Origin of the sequence: Rhodopseudomonas sp. P1 (assembly GCF_039642825.1) — a bacterium.
GTDB classification, from domain to species: Bacteria; Pseudomonadota; Alphaproteobacteria; order Rhizobiales; family Xanthobacteraceae; genus Rhodopseudomonas; species Rhodopseudomonas palustris_H.
On sequence record NZ_CP088006.1, the window covers coordinates 2,595,558 to 2,610,209 of the forward strand.

General features: G+C 64.2%; 12 protein-coding genes. 7 read left to right on the plus strand and 5 right to left on the minus strand.

Annotated elements, in window-relative coordinates:
• Nucleotides 1–10: 10 nt before the first annotated feature.
• The 5 genes from LRC39_RS12055 to LRC39_RS12075 form a co-directional block, all read right to left on the minus strand.
• Complete coding sequence (locus LRC39_RS12055) at nt 11–790, minus strand: ABC transporter ATP-binding protein (RefSeq protein WP_346297418.1); 780 nt, start codon at nt 788–790, stop codon at nt 11–13.
• The gene (locus LRC39_RS12060) at nt 790–1,632 is read right to left on the minus strand and encodes an ABC transporter permease (RefSeq protein WP_346297419.1); all 843 of its coding nucleotides are present in this window, start codon (nt 1,630–1,632) and stop codon (nt 790–792) included. The genes LRC39_RS12055 and LRC39_RS12060 overlap by 1 nt, the downstream gene beginning before the upstream one ends.
• 122 nt (nt 1,633–1,754) lie before the next feature.
• A complete protein-coding gene (locus LRC39_RS12065) occupies nt 1,755–2,729 on the minus strand; it encodes an aliphatic sulfonate ABC transporter substrate-binding protein (RefSeq protein ID WP_346297420.1) in 975 nt (324 codons plus the stop codon).
• Nucleotides 2,730–3,270: 541 nt separating this feature from the next.
• Nucleotides 3,271–4,479: a trans-sulfuration enzyme family protein gene (locus tag LRC39_RS12070; protein ID WP_346297421.1), complete on the minus strand. Its 1,209-nt coding sequence runs from the start codon at nt 4,477–4,479 to the stop codon at nt 3,271–3,273.
• A gap of 242 nt (nt 4,480–4,721) precedes the next feature.
• Nucleotides 4,722–5,756, minus strand: a complete 1,035-nt coding sequence (locus tag LRC39_RS12075) for an alpha/beta hydrolase (protein WP_346297422.1) — start codon at nt 5,754–5,756, stop codon at nt 4,722–4,724.
• A gap of 417 nt (nt 5,757–6,173) precedes the next feature.
• On the opposite strand from LRC39_RS12075, the gene LRC39_RS12080 reads away from it, so the two are divergent.
• From LRC39_RS12080 to LRC39_RS12110, 7 genes are all read left to right on the plus strand, one after another.
• A complete protein-coding gene (locus LRC39_RS12080) occupies nt 6,174–7,835 on the plus strand; it encodes a carboxylesterase/lipase family protein (RefSeq protein WP_346297423.1) in 1,662 nt (553 codons plus the stop codon).
• A gap of 32 nt (nt 7,836–7,867) precedes the next feature.
• On the plus strand, nt 7,868–8,890 hold the full coding sequence (locus tag LRC39_RS12085; RefSeq protein WP_346297424.1) for an amino acid ABC transporter substrate-binding protein: 1,023 nt from the start codon (nt 7,868–7,870) through the stop codon (nt 8,888–8,890).
• Nucleotides 8,891–9,009: 119 nt separating this feature from the next.
• Complete coding sequence (locus tag LRC39_RS12090) at nt 9,010–10,080, plus strand: ABC transporter permease subunit (RefSeq protein WP_346297425.1); 1,071 nt, start codon at nt 9,010–9,012, stop codon at nt 10,078–10,080.
• Between the two features lie 110 nt (nt 10,081–10,190).
• On the plus strand, nt 10,191–11,159 hold the full coding sequence (locus tag LRC39_RS12095; RefSeq protein ID WP_346297426.1) for an amino acid ABC transporter permease: 969 nt from the start codon (nt 10,191–10,193) through the stop codon (nt 11,157–11,159).
• A gap of 467 nt (nt 11,160–11,626) precedes the next feature.
• Nucleotides 11,627–12,655, plus strand: a complete 1,029-nt coding sequence (locus LRC39_RS12100; protein ID WP_119018520.1) for an ABC transporter substrate-binding protein — start codon at nt 11,627–11,629, stop codon at nt 12,653–12,655.
• Nucleotides 12,656–12,665: 10 nt separating this feature from the next.
• The gene (locus LRC39_RS12105; protein WP_346297427.1) at nt 12,666–13,664 is read left to right on the plus strand and encodes an ABC transporter permease; all 999 of its coding nucleotides are present in this window, start codon (nt 12,666–12,668) and stop codon (nt 13,662–13,664) included.
• Nucleotides 13,664–14,476: an ABC transporter ATP-binding protein gene (locus LRC39_RS12110; protein WP_264055401.1), complete on the plus strand. Its 813-nt coding sequence runs from the start codon at nt 13,664–13,666 to the stop codon at nt 14,474–14,476. The genes LRC39_RS12105 and LRC39_RS12110 overlap by 1 nt, the downstream gene beginning before the upstream one ends.
• Nucleotides 14,477–14,652: the final 176 nt, after the last annotated feature.

The window sequence follows — 14,652 nt, forward strand, 5'->3', positions numbered from 1 at the left end:
TTTTGATGAGTTATATCCCGGCGCCTTCGACGAGCAAATCGTCTGTCCGGTGCCCGGTGCGCTGCAGCGATCGATCGAGCGAATGCAGGACGGCGTGCTTGACGTCTTCGAAGGCCGCCGAGGTGCGGTCGCGTGGACGCGGCAGATCGGTTCGGATTTCTTCAAATAATCGTCCCGGCCTCGGCCGCATCACCAAGACACGGTCGGCGAGCGCCACGGCTTCCTCGACGTCGTGGGTCACAAGGATCAGCGTCGGCCGGGTATCTGCCCACAGATCGAGCAGGTGATCCTGCAGATCGGTGCGGGTGAAAGCGTCGAGCGCCGAGAACGGCTCATCGAGCAGAATGACTTCCGGCTGCGGCACCAGCGCCCGTGCGATTGCTACGCGCTGGGCCTGACCGCCGGACAGTTCGCGCGGCCACGCTTTCGCCTTGTCGGCCAGTCCCACTCGGGCAAGTGCGGCGGCGACGCGCGCGTGACGGTCCGATCGCGGCAGCCGTTCGAGACCAAAGCCGATATTGTCGGCGACGCTCAGCCACGGCAGCAGCCGTGGTTCCTGAAAAATGATGCCGATCTTGGGATGTGGCGCCGTGATGATTTCACCGTCCAGCACGATGGTGCCGGCGCTCGCCCGATCGAGACCGGCGATCGCCCGCAGCAAAGTCGACTTGCCGCAGCCCGAGCCGCCGATCACCGCGACGATCTCGCCGAGATTGATCCTCGCGGAGAACGATTGCAGGGCGTGAACGCCGGCGGGGTAGGTCTTGTCGATGCCGTCAAGCACCAGCATCAGGTTTCTCCGTCGTGCCGGCCGAACGCATCCTGCCAGCGCAGCAGGGGCAGGGTGGCGATCTCGATCAGCCAGTCGGTGGTCTTGCCGAGCAAGGCGAAGATCACGATCGCCGCGACGATCTGCGCCGGCTTGCCGAGCTGTTGCCCGTCGATCAGCAGGAAGCCGAGCCCCTCCGAGGCGCCCATGAACTCGGCCGCGACCACGAACATCCAGCCGAGCCCCAGCCCAACGCGGAGCGCCAGCACATAGGCCGGCAGCACCGCCGGCAGGAGGATGCGCCGGATCATCGCCGGGCCGGACAATCGGAACGCGCGGCCGACCTCGACGATCTTGCGATCCACCGAGCGGATCGCGCCCATCACGCCGAGATACACCGGGAAGAACACGCCGACCGCAATCAGCGCCACCTTCGAAGTTTCGAAGATCCCGAGCCACAGAATGAACAGCGGCACCCACGCGATCGACGGGATCGCGCGTAGCGCTTGAACGGTCGGATCGAGCAGCCGCCGTGCGACACTCCAATAGCCCGCGACCGCGCCGAGCACTGTCCCCGACAGGACGCCGAGACCGAAGCCGGCGGCGACGCGGCCGAGCGTCGCGACAACATGTCGGGTGAGTTCTCCGGTTCGTGCCAATTCGGCAATGGTCGCAAACACGCGAGACGGGGGCGGCACCAGCCGGCCGTTGGACCAGCCGAGATGCACGGCCGCTTCCCAGCCGACCGCCACCGTCAGCGGCAACAGCAGTCCAAGCGCCGGCCCGCGCCAAGGAGGTGGGCGGCGGTGTGCCGATGGAGCCGCCGTCGTGACCGGCGCGGCGTTGTCTAACGTCAAGGCCATGGCTAAACCGCTTCCCAATTTGGCTGCACGTAAGAAGCCGCATTTAGCGGGGCCGACATCTCCGGCCCCGCACCCATCCGCTTGGCACGCGATCTGCGGTCCGCAGCCGCACTGTGTCGTGCTTAGTTGGTCGGCAGCGGCACCTGATCGTCGATCAGCGTGTCGAGCACCGCTTTGACGTCGACCGACGGCTGGATCACGCCCGCTTGCTGCAGTGCCAGTCCCGCGGCGAGAATGGAGTCGCGCTGCGGCGTGCCGATCCGGCTGTGAGTGAGTTCGGTGCGTTCCTTGAGCTGCTTGTCGACCACGGCGTCGGGCAGCTTGGTCACGCCGATGAACGCTTGCTTCAGCTCGTCGTAATGGGCGAGCGAGTACTTGCGCGCATCTTCGTAAACGGCCAGCACGCGCCGAACCAGATCCGGATGCTCCTTGAGGAAGTCCTCACGCACGTTGAGGATGCCCCAGGTGTTGGCTTCGGGCTTGCGGTAGAACAACTTGGCGCCTTCCTCGACTTCGGCTTGCGCCATCATCGGATCGAGGCCAGCCCAGGCATCGACATCGCCGCGGATCAGCGCGGCCTTGCCATCGGCGTGTTGCAGCAGCACGGGGGTGATGTCGTTCTGGCTCAGGCCGGCACCAAGCAACGCACGCACCAGGAAAATATGTGGATCGGTGCCGCGAGTCACCGCTACGCGTTTTCCCTTGAGGTCGGCGACCGAGGCGATCTTGGAATCCTTGGTGGTCACCAGCGCAGTCCATTCGGGCCGTGAATAGACGTAGATCGACTTGATCGGATTGCCGTTGATCTTGGCAACCAATGCGGCCGAACCAGCGGTGGAGCCGAAATCGATCGAGCCGGCGTTGAGGAATTCGAGCGCTTTGTTGGAGCCGGCCGACTGCACCCAGACGATGCCGATGCCGTCCTTGGCGAATTCCTTTTCGAGCAGGCCTTGCTGCTTGAGCACGATCGAAACGGGGTTATAGGTCGCCCAATCGATCCTGATCTCCTTCGGCTTGTCCGCTGCCATGACCGCGGTCGGCACAAGCATTGTTGCCAGGACCAGACTGGTCACCAGGCGCCGGGATAGGGTCGTCATGGGTTTCCTCTCCTCTCGGTTCATTGCTGTTGCTTCCACGGACCGCGTCGTTTCGATGCGACGTAGATACCTACGCGAAACAGGTGATTTGTCAGTTAGTTATCTAGGCAAATCAACCGAAAAGAAGTTCTCTCAATTTGACTGGTACAAGAATGAGATTGTCGGACGGAGCGCGCTTTGAGCATGGAAAGGCTGTCGTGATCGGCCTCTGCTCCGCGTCGGCGGACCGGGCCCGCCGATCAGCTCCAATGCGGTAGCGACGATCGGAGGGGGCGAGTTCTGACCCGCCTGGCACTCGGCGAGGAACTGGTCTTTGTCCTCGACGTCGTCGGGGTGGATATTGATGCCGCCGTTCGGGCGCAGAGATGCGTGGCGGCTGGTAGCCGACCTCTAACGCAACGAGTGGAGACGACAGAGGTCGTCCTGGTTGGTGTTGGAGATTAGAAGGGCTACCAGCCTATCCCCCTTGCCCGGGCGACGCTGACCTCGAGGTCGAGAGTCTCGAGATCAGCCGGACCGCTGGCACGGAGCGGGAGCCGCGTCATCCCAGTGCGGTCTCGAGATCCGCGATGATATCGGCGGAGTCCTCAATGCCGACTGACAGGCGAAAGACCCCGTCGCCGGCCCAGGCGCGATAACAAGCCGCCGCGTCGCCGGTCAGTCGGAACGACGAGCGCAAAATGTCTTCGGTGGGGATGTAGACCAGCAGGCTCTTGGTCTTGCCGAGCGAGACCGCATAGGAGACGACGCGCATCCGCTCGGCGAATTGCTCCGCCAATGCCGATCCGTCGCCATTCACGGTGAACGAGAGCAGGCCTGAGAAGCAACGCATGGTTCGTTGCGCCAGCTCGTGCTGCGGATGGCGAGGCGAGCCGGGCCAGTAGACCGCTTTCACCTTCGGGTGGTGGGCGAGAAGCGCTTCCACGGCGCGTGCGTTGGCCTCGTGCAGCCGCATCCGCGGCGCGAGCGTTTCGAGACCCCGCAGGATCAGCCATGCCGAGAACGGCGCCAGGCAGCCGCCGAGGTGGATCAGGCTGCCGCGCCGCAGTCGCGCGATCGCCTCGGCTCGTCCGATCACCGCGCCGCCAAGCGTGTCGCCGTGACCGCAGATGTATTTGGTCAGCGAGTGGACGACGTAGTCGGCACCGAGTTCGAGTGGGCGAAGGCCGAGCGGAGTCGCGATGGTTGCGTCGACCGACAATTCGGCGCCGGCGGCGTGCACGAGCGGAGCAATCGCGGCGATATCTGCAAGGCGCAGGATCGGATTGGCCGGGGTTTCGATATGCACCAGCCGGGTGTTGGGACGAAGCGCAGCCGCGACCGCCTCGGGCCTCGACGAATCCACGGTCGTAACCGCGATGTCATTGCGCGTGAGCTCATCATGGGCGAGTTCGGCGACGCCGGCATAGCAGACGTCGGACAGCACCAGATGGTCTCCGGCGTGGAGACGGTCGGAAAACAACGCGGCCACGGCGGCGATGCCAGACGCGAAGGTCGCCGCGGCTTCGCCGGCATCGAGCGCCGCCAGCCGCGCCTCCAGCAGCTCGACGGTGGGATTGCTCCATCTTGTGTAGAAATGCGGCGCCGCGGCGCCGAGATCGTTGGCGGAGAAGCCGACCGCATTTGGGGCGGTGAGAAAGCTCGCACTAAGAGCGGGGCCGGGCGTCACCGGATCTCCGACCTGGCGATGGTGGTCACCCATATAGAGGGCCCAGGTGGCCGGGCCCCATGGCTTCGCTGCATTGGTCATCGTTGCATCCCGTGTCGCGTGTCTTCAGCAACCATAGCGGGGATTGGAGCCCGCTGCGATCATGCCTGTTCTGCCAGGTAGGCAAAGCTCGATCGGACGACGATCGAAATCGTCGCCCGATCGAACGCTGCGTCTCCGAGCGGGGCACGGTGTAAAAGACGGTGCGATACAGTTTGGCTCGAGCGAAGCCTGTAAGGCGAGCGAGTTCTCGTCCCGAGCCTTGTGTCGTGGTCCGTGCTTGGTCAGTGACGGGAGAGGAAGTTTCTGACTTCGTCGAACAGGCGGTCCCGGGCCTTTTCCACGATGATGAAGTGGCTCGCCGCGGGGACTTCGATCAGTTCGCGAATCTTCGCGTTCTTCAATTGGCCGAACAGCGCCAGCTGCAGCGACCGCGGTGTGAGATCGTCCCACTCGCCGCGGATGATCAGGGTCCGCGCCGTGATGGCCGCCGCATCATAGGGCTGTTGCGCCTGCCACGACACATCCGCCGCAACGCCGGTCGACGACCTGAACAGTTCGGGCGTGCGTCCCGTCGCCTCCGGCTGACTGTCGCGCACGGCCTTCTCCCACAGCGCAACGGTGCTGTCGGGCAGGATCAGCTTCACCTGGTCGGCGGGGACGCCCTTTTGAATCCGCGCGCGCGAGTCGGCGAGCGTCCATTCCTGCCACGCCTTCTTGGGCGGGCCTGCGGTAACGGGTTTGTCGAAAGCCCACAACGGCGCAACAAGCACGAGCGATGACACCTTGTCGGGATTGGCCGCCGCATAGGCGCCGCTGATCACGCCGCCCCACGACCACCCGATCACCTGCAGGCTGTCGATCTTGCGCTTGGCACGAATGAAATCGGCAGCGGAGGTGAAGTCTGCGACGGCTTCCGCCGTCGTCGCCACCGGCGGATTGTTCTCGGCCGGCGCCCGCAGCGCCTCCGGCCATGTCGACCGGCCGTAGCCGCGAACATCGACCAGCCACACGTCCCAACCGGCCCGCGCGAGATCGTCGGCCCACGACGCGCCGCCGACCGGCAGATCGAACACGAGCTCGGAAGCCAGCGTGGCGCCATGCACGTAGAGGACGGTGCGATCGCTCCGGTAGACGTCGGTGCCCGCCGGACGTTTGTTGCGGACGAACAATTCGATTCCAGGAGTCGATGACTTGATCTTGAAGTCCTCGGTGACGATCTCGGCTTCTGCCTTCGCCGATGCGATCGGCCAAAGGACAACGGCGAACATTGTGAATAGTCCCGAGGTGATCGCGGCGATCAGGGCCTTTTGTGACATCAAGAGTCCTTCCGATGAGGATGGTTAAACAACCCGACGCTAGCAGAGCGTTGCCGAAATTCGCTTCTAATGAATCCGGGGGCGATGGATCGTTCGTGCCGAAACCGTTCAGCCGGAAGTAATCGTCGCATCCGCGCATGATGACGCGGAAGGCGCGTGTGCGGCCTCGGCCAAAGCATGGAAGTCGATTGTTTCAGTCCTGCTTGACGTGGTGAAACGACAGTCTTCGCCGCGGCCGAAATTCGAAGTTTACGACTATTGCTCTGGCTGCGGCGGGCAGCCATCGTCGACGTCGTGAAGTGTGCGAAGTGCGCGGCAGGAGTGAGCAGCCAGCTCTCGGATGTCGTGCGCCAGTCGAAATCTCTGTCCCGGAATCTTGATATGCCGCCCCAATCCTTCGACCCGTCTGCCCCGAAGATGAATCGACGCCGTTTCCTCGGTCACGCCGTTGGAGCCGCCGTGCTCACCGGCGCGTCGTCCACCGCATTGCCGCTGGTGTTCACCACGCCGGCGCGGGCGCGCGAGGCGTCGCCGGTTGTGATCGAGACGCGGCTCGGGCGGCTGCGCGGAGAGAGCATCGACGGAGTTGCATCGTTCAAGGGCGTGCCCTACGGCGCGTCGACCGCCGGCGACAATCGTTTCCGTCCGCCGGTGCCGCCTGCTGCGTGGACCGGCGAGCGCGACGCGACGCAGTTCGGGCCATCGGCGCCGCAGCCCGCGGCACCGAGCCCGGCGGAGTTCGCCTGGTACTGGTCGAAGGTGCCGACCAGCGAGGACAATCTCACGCTGTCGGTGTACACGCCCGGCGTCAACGACGGCGGCAAGCGGCCGATTCTGGTGTGGCTGCACGGTGGCGCATTCGCGATCGGCGCGGGCACATCGCCCGGCTTCGACGGCTCGCACCTTGCCAAGGCGCAGAACGTGGTCGTGGTCTCCATCAACCACCGGCTCAATCTGTTCGGCTCGCTGTTCACCGGCGAGTTTCCCGAGGAGCTGTCGCCGGCGTCGGGCAATCTGTCCGTGCTGGATCAGATCGCGGCGTTGAAATGGGTGCGCGACAACGCGGCTGCGATCGGCGGCGATGCCGGTAACGTCACCATCTTCGGTCAGTCCGGCGGCGCCGCGAAAGTCGCGGTGCTGCTCGGCGCGCCAGCGGCCAAGGGCCTGTTCCACCGCGCCGTGATCCAGAGCGCGTCGGGTGCCTGGCGGCTGGCGACACCGGAATCAGCCGCGCGCTCGGCGCACGCGCTGCTGGCGCAGTTCGATCTGACGGCGAGGAACGCCGGCAAGCTGCGGGAGATTCCCGCCGACAAGCTGGTCGCGGCGATCGCGCAGGTGGCGGCGAAGACCGGCGTCGCTGATTTCCGGCCGACGCTGGACAATCTGGTGTTCAAGCAGCATCCGTTCGATCCGGCCGCAAGCGCGGTGTCGGAGGATATCCCGCTGCTGATCGGCACGACGGCGGACGAAGCGACCTTCTTCCTCGCCGGCGATCAACGCAACTTCTCGCTCGGTGCAGATCAGGTTCGCGCCCGGATCAAGAAATTCGTCGGTCTCGACGATGCGGCGACCGACAAGCTGATCCGCGCCTACCGTGACATCCTGCCGGAATCGTCGCCGAGTGAACTGCTGATCGCTGTGGCCGGCGACTACAACTACGTGCTGCCGACGCTGCTGGTCGCCGACCGCAAGGCCGCACAGGGCAAGGCTCCGGTGTACGCCTATCGGTTCGACTGGCGGTCCCCGGCGCGCGACGGTGTGCTGGGCTCGCCGCACACCGCCGAGGTACCGTTCATTTTCGGGACGCTCGACGCCGCTGCGCCGCTGATCGGCGACAGCCAGGACCGCTTGAATGTGCGGGATCGGATCGGCGAGATCTGGGCGAGCTTTGCACGCAGCGGACGTCCCACCACCAAGGCGATCGCGGAGTGGAATCCATATCGGGGCGAAGAGCGCACCGCGGCGCTGATCGGCGGCTCTTGGCGCACGGTCGACGATCATGCCAAGGCGCGACGGGCGGCGTTCGCCGACATCGCGCCTTACGAATACAGCCGTCCCGTGACCTTCACGCGGGATTAGCAACGGCACCCCGATAGCTGGAGAAGCCTGTCATGTTTCAGCATGTGCGACGGACAATGTCGGTTGGCGCTGCGCTCGCGGTCGTCCTTGCTCTGGTGTCGAGCGCCGCATCGGCCGGGCCGACGCTCGACCGCATCAAGTCCCGCGGGGTGATCAAGGTCGGCGTCGGAACGACGCCTGGCTATTTCGCGCCGGATTCGAACGGCCGCTGGCAAGGCTTTTTCGTCGACTTCGGCCGGGCGCTGGCTGTCACCGTGTTCGGAGATCCGGAGAAGGTACAGTTTACCAGTTCGTCGCCGCAGCAGCGTCTCCCGGCGCTGCAATCGGGCGAGTTCGACGTGCTGTTGTCTGGCGTCACCGTCACCATCACGCGTGCGTTCAAGCTCGGCTTTCATTTCGGTCCGACCATCTTCTACGACGGCCAGGGCATCCTGGTGCGCAAGGACCTCGGCGTGACCTCGGCGTCGCAACTCGACGGCGCGACAATCGGAATCCAAAGCGGCACCACGGGCGAATTGAACATCGCCGACTATTTCCGCAAGCACCGGCACAAATTCACGCCGGTGACGATCGAGGACACCAGCGAATTCATTGCGGCTCTCGACTCGGGTCGCGTCGACGGACTGACCCAGGATGCTTCCGACCTCGCGGCCAAGCAGACCCAGCTGAAGAAGCCGGGCGACTACGTGATTCTGCCGGAGCGGTTGTCGAAGGAGCCGCTGGCGCCGGCGGTTGCAGGCGGCGACGATCGCTGGCTCGAGGTCGTCACCTGGACGGTTAACGCCACGATCCAGGCCGAGGAGTGGGGGATCACATCGAAGAACGTCGACGACTTCCTCAAGTCCGACGATCCGTCGATCCGGCGGTTCCTCGGCGTCGATCCGTCGCTCGCCGAGTCGATCGGGCTCGACCCGAAATGGGCCTACACGATCATCAAGACAGTCGGCAATTACGGCGAGATCTTCGATCGGCACCTCAAACCGCTCGGCTGGGAGCGCGGCTACAATCGGCTGTGGACCCAGGGCGGCTTGTTGTACTCGCCGCCGTTCCGCTGACGTAACGCGCGGCGGTCGCCGTGTCTGCGCTTGAACGCCCCCGGCGCCGCCCGCGAGTGTGGCTGCCGAATTGGCTCGGGCCGCGACCGGCGACACAACTCGCCGTGTTGGTCGCGGTCGTGGTTCTCGTCGCCGTTTTGGGATCGAACATCGCCGCCACCATGGCGAGGATCGGCCTGACGCCCGGGTTCGGCTTCTTGGAGCGCGCGGCCAATTTCGAAATCGGCGAGAGCGCGATCTTGTTCCGGGCCGGCGACAGCTACGCGCGTGCGATCGCCGTCGGCGTCCTCAACACCGCGAAGGTCGCGGTGGTGAGCTGCATACTCGCGACCGTGCTGGGTGTCGCGCTGGCGCTGATGCGGCTAGCGGGCCATCCGGTGCTGTCGGGGCTCGTCCGCTGGTCGATCGAGGTCGTTCGCAACACGCCGCTGCTGCTGCAACTGTTCTTCTGGATTGGGCTGGCCCACGCACTGCCGCCGCCACGCCGCGCCGTGGTGTGGTTCGACTGCGTTTTCCTGACCAATCGCGGCGTCTATCTGCCGAGCGTCGTCATTGCCGAGGGATCGTGGATGGCGATCACGGCGATCGCCGCGATCCTGCTCGGCTGGCTGGCGTTGATGTGGCGGAGCCGAGCGCGCGGTCCACTGGCGCCGCTGCCGCTCGGTCTGGTGGCAATGCTCGTGCTCGCGGTCGTGATCTATGCTAGCGGCTTCCGGATTTCGCTGCACAGCCCGGCGGTGCAGGGATTCAACATTCAGGGGGGCACCAGCCTGACGCCGGAATTCGCCGCGTTGCTCGTCGGGCTGACGGTGAAGTTCGCTGCGATCTTTGCAGAAATCGTCCGCGCCGGCATCTTGTCGGTGCGGCGCGAGCAATGGGATGCCGCGCGAGCGCTCGGGCTGAGCGAATTGCGGATCATTCGGCTGGTAGTGCTGCCGCAGGCGCTCCGCGTGATCACGCCGCTGGCGACCTCGTGCTATCTCGACGTCATCAAGGATTCCAGCCTCGCGGTCGCGATCGGCTATCCGGACCTGATGAATATCACCAACACCACCGCCAACACGACCGGGCAGGCGCTCGAGGCGCTGCTGATCGTGGTGGCACTGTATCTGACCCTGAACCTGTCGGTATCGGCGGTGGTGAACCTCTACAATGCGCGCGTCGCGATGCGGGGAGGGCGGCCGGCTTGAACGCGTTCGAACTCCAGGAGACCCTATCGCAGCGACGCAGCTTCGACTGGCCGAAGCCGGTTGCAGCGCTGTTCGGCGGCTGGCGTCGCGCGCTGGTGACATTCGCTGTCTTGGCGCTGATCGTGTGGCTCGGGGTGCCGCTGCTGCGCTGGCTGCTGCTCGACGCGACGTGGCAAGGCAGCTCGGCCGAGTGCACGGCGCGGGGCGGCGCATGCTGGGCGTTCGTCGCCGCCAAGCTGCGGTTCTTCCTGTTCGCGTTCTATCCCGCCGAAGGGCTGTGGCGCCCCGTCGTGGTGTGCGGGCTGCTGATCGCCCTGCTGCTCGCGAGCGCGATGCCGCGCCTGTGGAGCGCGCGCCTCGTCGTGGCGTGGCCGGTCGTGATCGGCGTCTGTCTGGCGCTGATGAGCGGCCTGCCGGGCGGAAGTGTAGTGTCCTCCAACCAATGGGGTGGGCTTCCGATCACGTTGCTGGTGTGGATGATCTGTTTCACCACGTCGGTGCCGATCGCCGTGCTGCTGTCGCTGGCGCGGCGGTCCCGGATGCTGCTCGTGCGCTGGCTCGCCATCGGTTACATCGAACTGATGCGGGCGATCCCAATGGTCGCGATCCTGTACTTCGCCACGTTGATTCTGCCGATGGCACTGCCGGGCAGCGTTCCGCTCGACAAGCTGCCGCGTGCGATCATCATGGTCGCGCTGTTCTGGACCGCCTACGTGGCCGAGGTCGTGCGCGGCGGCCTGCAGGCCGTGCCGAAGGGACAGGAGGAAGCGGCGCTGGCACTCGGGTTGGGCTACTGGCGGGCGATGCGTCTCATCGTGCTGCCGCAGGCGCTGCGGGCCGTCGTTCCGGGCCTGGTCAATCTTGGCATCGGCTTTCTGCTCGCGACGTCGCTGCTCGCGGTGATCGGGATCATGGACATTCTGAGCGCGGCGAAGGCTGCGGCGGCCGATCCGGAGTGGCTCGGCTACTACAAGGAGTCGTTTCTGGTGGTGGCGCTCGTCTATTTCGTCATGGGGTATGGCGGCTCGCGCTACAGCCTCTGGCTGGAGCGGCGGCTCGGCTCATCCAGCGGGCGCTGATCACTCTCGATCGGCTGGGCGGATGTCGTTTCGCCTCATGGCTCGCAGTATCACTGCCGGCGAACGCTTGCTGCCTCGGTCGTGAGACCAACCGTATGCCGGTCTATTCGGCCAATCATCTCTCTATCTTGCTGCGGTACTCGAATGCGGGTGCGGATTTCATGGAACGGTAACGAGCAAAATACGACTATCGCAACTCACCACGCGATATGAACATTGCATCGATTATTAGTGCAGTAGTTCCCGTGTTGCTATTTTTGTCACCGTCTCGACAGCCGTTGTGGCCGCCGGCATCATTGACGAGCGCGCACGTTCGCGGTCGGGGAATAGCAACAAGTGAATAGCATTTCCTCGCGCTGATCCTACGCCGCTGCGAGCCGGACTGATTCATTTGGTTGGTCATGGGGCCAACTCGATCCGATCGAGCTGAATTTGCTATTTTTCGTTTGAAACATCGGAGGCGTTTGATGGCGCAATCGAAGAAGGTTGGCGGTCTGTCCCGGCGTCATTTGCTCAAGACGACCGGCGCCGCGGGGCTGGTCGTTTCGGCCGGTGCGTTGGCTGGAAAAATCTATTCGCCTGCGGTCGCTGCACCTGCACCCAAGATCCGTCTGGCCTGGACGGAGGTCGCAGCCTGCCATTCGCCACTCGGTTTCGGTGTGGCCAAGGGGCTCTATGCGAAGCACAATGTCGACGTCGAACTGTTCTATCAGGGGGCCAGCGGGCAGACCCTGATCCAGGCTCTCGCGACCGGCAAGGCCGATGTCGGAGCGGGACTGATCGGCGATTGGCTGAAGCCTCTGGAGCAGGGGTTCGACGTCAAGCTGTTCGTCGGCTCGCATGGCGGCTGCCAGCGTCTGCTGGCCTCGCCGGCGTCGGGCATCAAGGACATTGCCGGCGTCAAGGGCAAGACGATCGCCAGCTACGATGTCGTGTCGCCGCCAAAGGTCGCGTTCCAGGTCACGCTCGCGAAGGCAGGCATCGATCCGGAGAATGACGTCACGTGGAAGGTCGTTCCATTCGATCTCGTCGGTGAGGCGGTCAACCGCGGCGACGCCGACATTGCGGCTCATCTCGACCCGTGGGCGTTCTCGATCGAGAAAAAGTTCGGGCTCACCAAGATCGCAGACACCCAGACGGGCGTGTACGAAGGGCACACCTGCTGCGTGCTGGGCGCCAATGGCGCCTTCCTCAAGGCTAACAAAGACGCCCTCCGCCGGTTGGCAATTGCCAACATCGAAGTGCACGACTACGTCGCGGATCATGCCGACGAAGCCGCGCAATGGTATTTGGACGCATTGAAGCCTGCGGGGCTGACGCATGCGGAACTGACCGAGATCCTCGGTTCGTTCGTTCTGCACAATCACCCGATCGGACAGCCGCTGGTTGATCAGATCCAGAAAAGTTCGGAGGATTTGAAGCTCGTCAAAGTCCTCGATTCCAGCACGGATCCCAAAGCCTTTGCCGAGCGTGTGACCGTCAATCTGCTGGCTTGAGGGCGCAGCTATGACCGATGCCATTCAGGCCGCCGGTGACGACGCGGTTGTCGGCAACGTCGCTGCGGTCAACGGCCTCTGGCGGGACGGGCTGCTCGCCGCCGCAGCTTGGCTCGCCGCTGCACTCGTCACAATCGGGCTACCCGACGTCGTCCCTTGGGGAAGTGTATCGCTGTTCGCGTGGATCACCGCCGGTGTCGCGGCGATATTTCTCACCCTGTCGGTCATCGTGCATCGGCTCGGACGTGCAGGGGAGGTGCTGATCCACTACGGTCCATGGGTGATCGTCGTAGGCATTTGGCTGGCAGTCTGGGAACTGACGACAGCGAAGTTCGGTTGGCTACCTAAGCCGTTCTTTTCACCGCCTCACGGACTTCTCAATGTTTACGTCACCGACGGGTCCCGGCTGCTCATCTGCATCGGCTATACGCTTCGGCTTTGGGCCTTGGGATTCCTGTCTGGCATCGTGGTCGGTTACGGCGTCGGGGTGGCCCTCGGATGGTCGCGGCGGTTTAGCTATTGGGGCATGCCGCTGCTGAAGCTGATCGGACCGGTTCCGGCGACCGCGTGGATTCCCTGCACCTTCTACTTCTTTCCCACCACGTTCGGCGCGAGCATCTTCATCGTAGCGCTGGCGTCCGGAATTCCGGTGGCGATCCTCACCGCATCGGGTGTGGGGTCCGTGAACCGCGCCTATTACGATGTCGGGCGCATTCTCGGCGCGGACAGCCGCTATCTCATTCGTCGCGTCGCGATCCCGTCGGCAATGCCCCACGTCTTCGTGGGTCTGTTTATGGCCCTGTACTATTCCTTCGCCGTGTTGGTCGTGGCTGAGATGCTCGGTGCCAAATACGGGCTCGGCTGGTACATCCAATTCCAAACTGCCTATTCGGGCTATGCCAATGTCTACGCCGCGCTGTTGATCATGGCGCTGCTCTGCGCCGGGATTATTCGTCTGCTGTTCGTGGTGCGAGATCGCCTGTTGAATTGGCAGGAGGGTTTCATCTGATGGCCGATCTCGTGCTGGTTCACTCCGCCTCTCCAAAGACGATCCCGGCTGACGTCGACAGCGACGGGATGGCGCTCGAGATCCGAGGCGTCAGCCACCGTTTCAAGCTGTCTGGAACGAGCTTGCCGGTCCTCGACACGATCGATCTGGACGTCGCTCCGGGAGACTTCGTCGCGTTGCTCGGCCCATCGGGCTGCGGAAAGTCGACATTGCTGCGCCTGATCGCGGGCCTCGAACCACCGTCGAGCGGTACGATCTTCGCTGACGGTGAGCGCGTGACTGCACCGGACCCATCCCGCAATCTGGTGTTTCAGGATCCGACCCTGTTCCCGTGGGCGAACGTGTGGAGCAATGTGGCGACTGGTCTCGAAGCGAGAGGCGTTCTCAAGCTGCAGCGTTCCCGGGTCGCTGAAGCACTTGCGCTCGTCGGCCTTGATGGTTTCGAAACGGCTTATCCGCATCAGCTATCCGGCGGCATGGCGCAACGGGCGTCCTTGGCACGCGCCTTGGTCAACGATCCGTCGCTGCTGCTGTTGGATGAACCGCTCGGCAAGCTCGACTCGCTCACGCGGTTGACGTTGCAGGACGAGCTGGTGCGGCTGTGGCAAAAGAAAAGGTTCACCGCGATCCTGGTCACGCATGATGTCGAGGAGGCGCTGTTACTCGCCTCCCGTATTCTGGTGTTCGGTGAAAGACCAGCGCGGATCAAAGCTGAATTTCTGTTCGACGAACCCTATCCCCGACACCGCGATGATCCGGTGCTGGTCGAGCTGCGCCGTCAAATCCTCGGCACGCTAGGTGTTGCGACGTGATCCGATGACCATGGTCGGCCGCGCATTGTTGGCGTTCGGTGCGTTGATGCTGATCTGCGCGGTGGGATGGTGGTGGATCACGTTTGGCGATGTCGTTAGGTTTTCGTACTTGAGTGCCTCGGAGGCAGCAACCTGCCTCGTCGGCAACTCGTCGGTGTGCGAGCTCGCTCGTTCAC

What these genes read in the sequence shown, in the direction of transcription:
- LRC39_RS12065 (WP_346297420.1), bottom strand. Translation starts at nt 2,729, where the DNA reads ATGACGACCCTATCCCGGCGCCTGGTGACCAGTCTGGTCCTGGCAACA.
- LRC39_RS12055 (WP_346297418.1), bottom strand. Translation starts at nt 790, where the DNA reads ATGCTGGTGCTTGACGGCATCGACAAGACCTACCCCGCCGGCGTTCAC.
- LRC39_RS12085 (WP_346297424.1), top strand. Translation starts at nt 7,868, where the DNA reads ATGTTTCAGCATGTGCGACGGACAATGTCGGTTGGCGCTGCGCTCGCG.
- LRC39_RS12100 (WP_119018520.1), top strand. Translation starts at nt 11,627, where the DNA reads ATGGCGCAATCGAAGAAGGTTGGCGGTCTGTCCCGGCGTCATTTGCTC.
- LRC39_RS12105 (WP_346297427.1), top strand. Translation starts at nt 12,666, where the DNA reads ATGACCGATGCCATTCAGGCCGCCGGTGACGACGCGGTTGTCGGCAAC.
- LRC39_RS12110 (WP_264055401.1), top strand. Translation starts at nt 13,664, where the DNA reads ATGGCCGATCTCGTGCTGGTTCACTCCGCCTCTCCAAAGACGATCCCG.
- LRC39_RS12080 (WP_346297423.1), top strand. Translation starts at nt 6,174, where the DNA reads ATGAATCGACGCCGTTTCCTCGGTCACGCCGTTGGAGCCGCCGTGCTC.
- LRC39_RS12070 (WP_346297421.1), bottom strand. Translation starts at nt 4,479, where the DNA reads ATGACCAATGCAGCGAAGCCATGGGGCCCGGCCACCTGGGCCCTCTAT.
- LRC39_RS12060 (WP_346297419.1), bottom strand. Translation starts at nt 1,632, where the DNA reads ATGGCCTTGACGTTAGACAACGCCGCGCCGGTCACGACGGCGGCTCCA.
- LRC39_RS12075 (WP_346297422.1), bottom strand. Translation starts at nt 5,756, where the DNA reads ATGTCACAAAAGGCCCTGATCGCCGCGATCACCTCGGGACTATTCACA.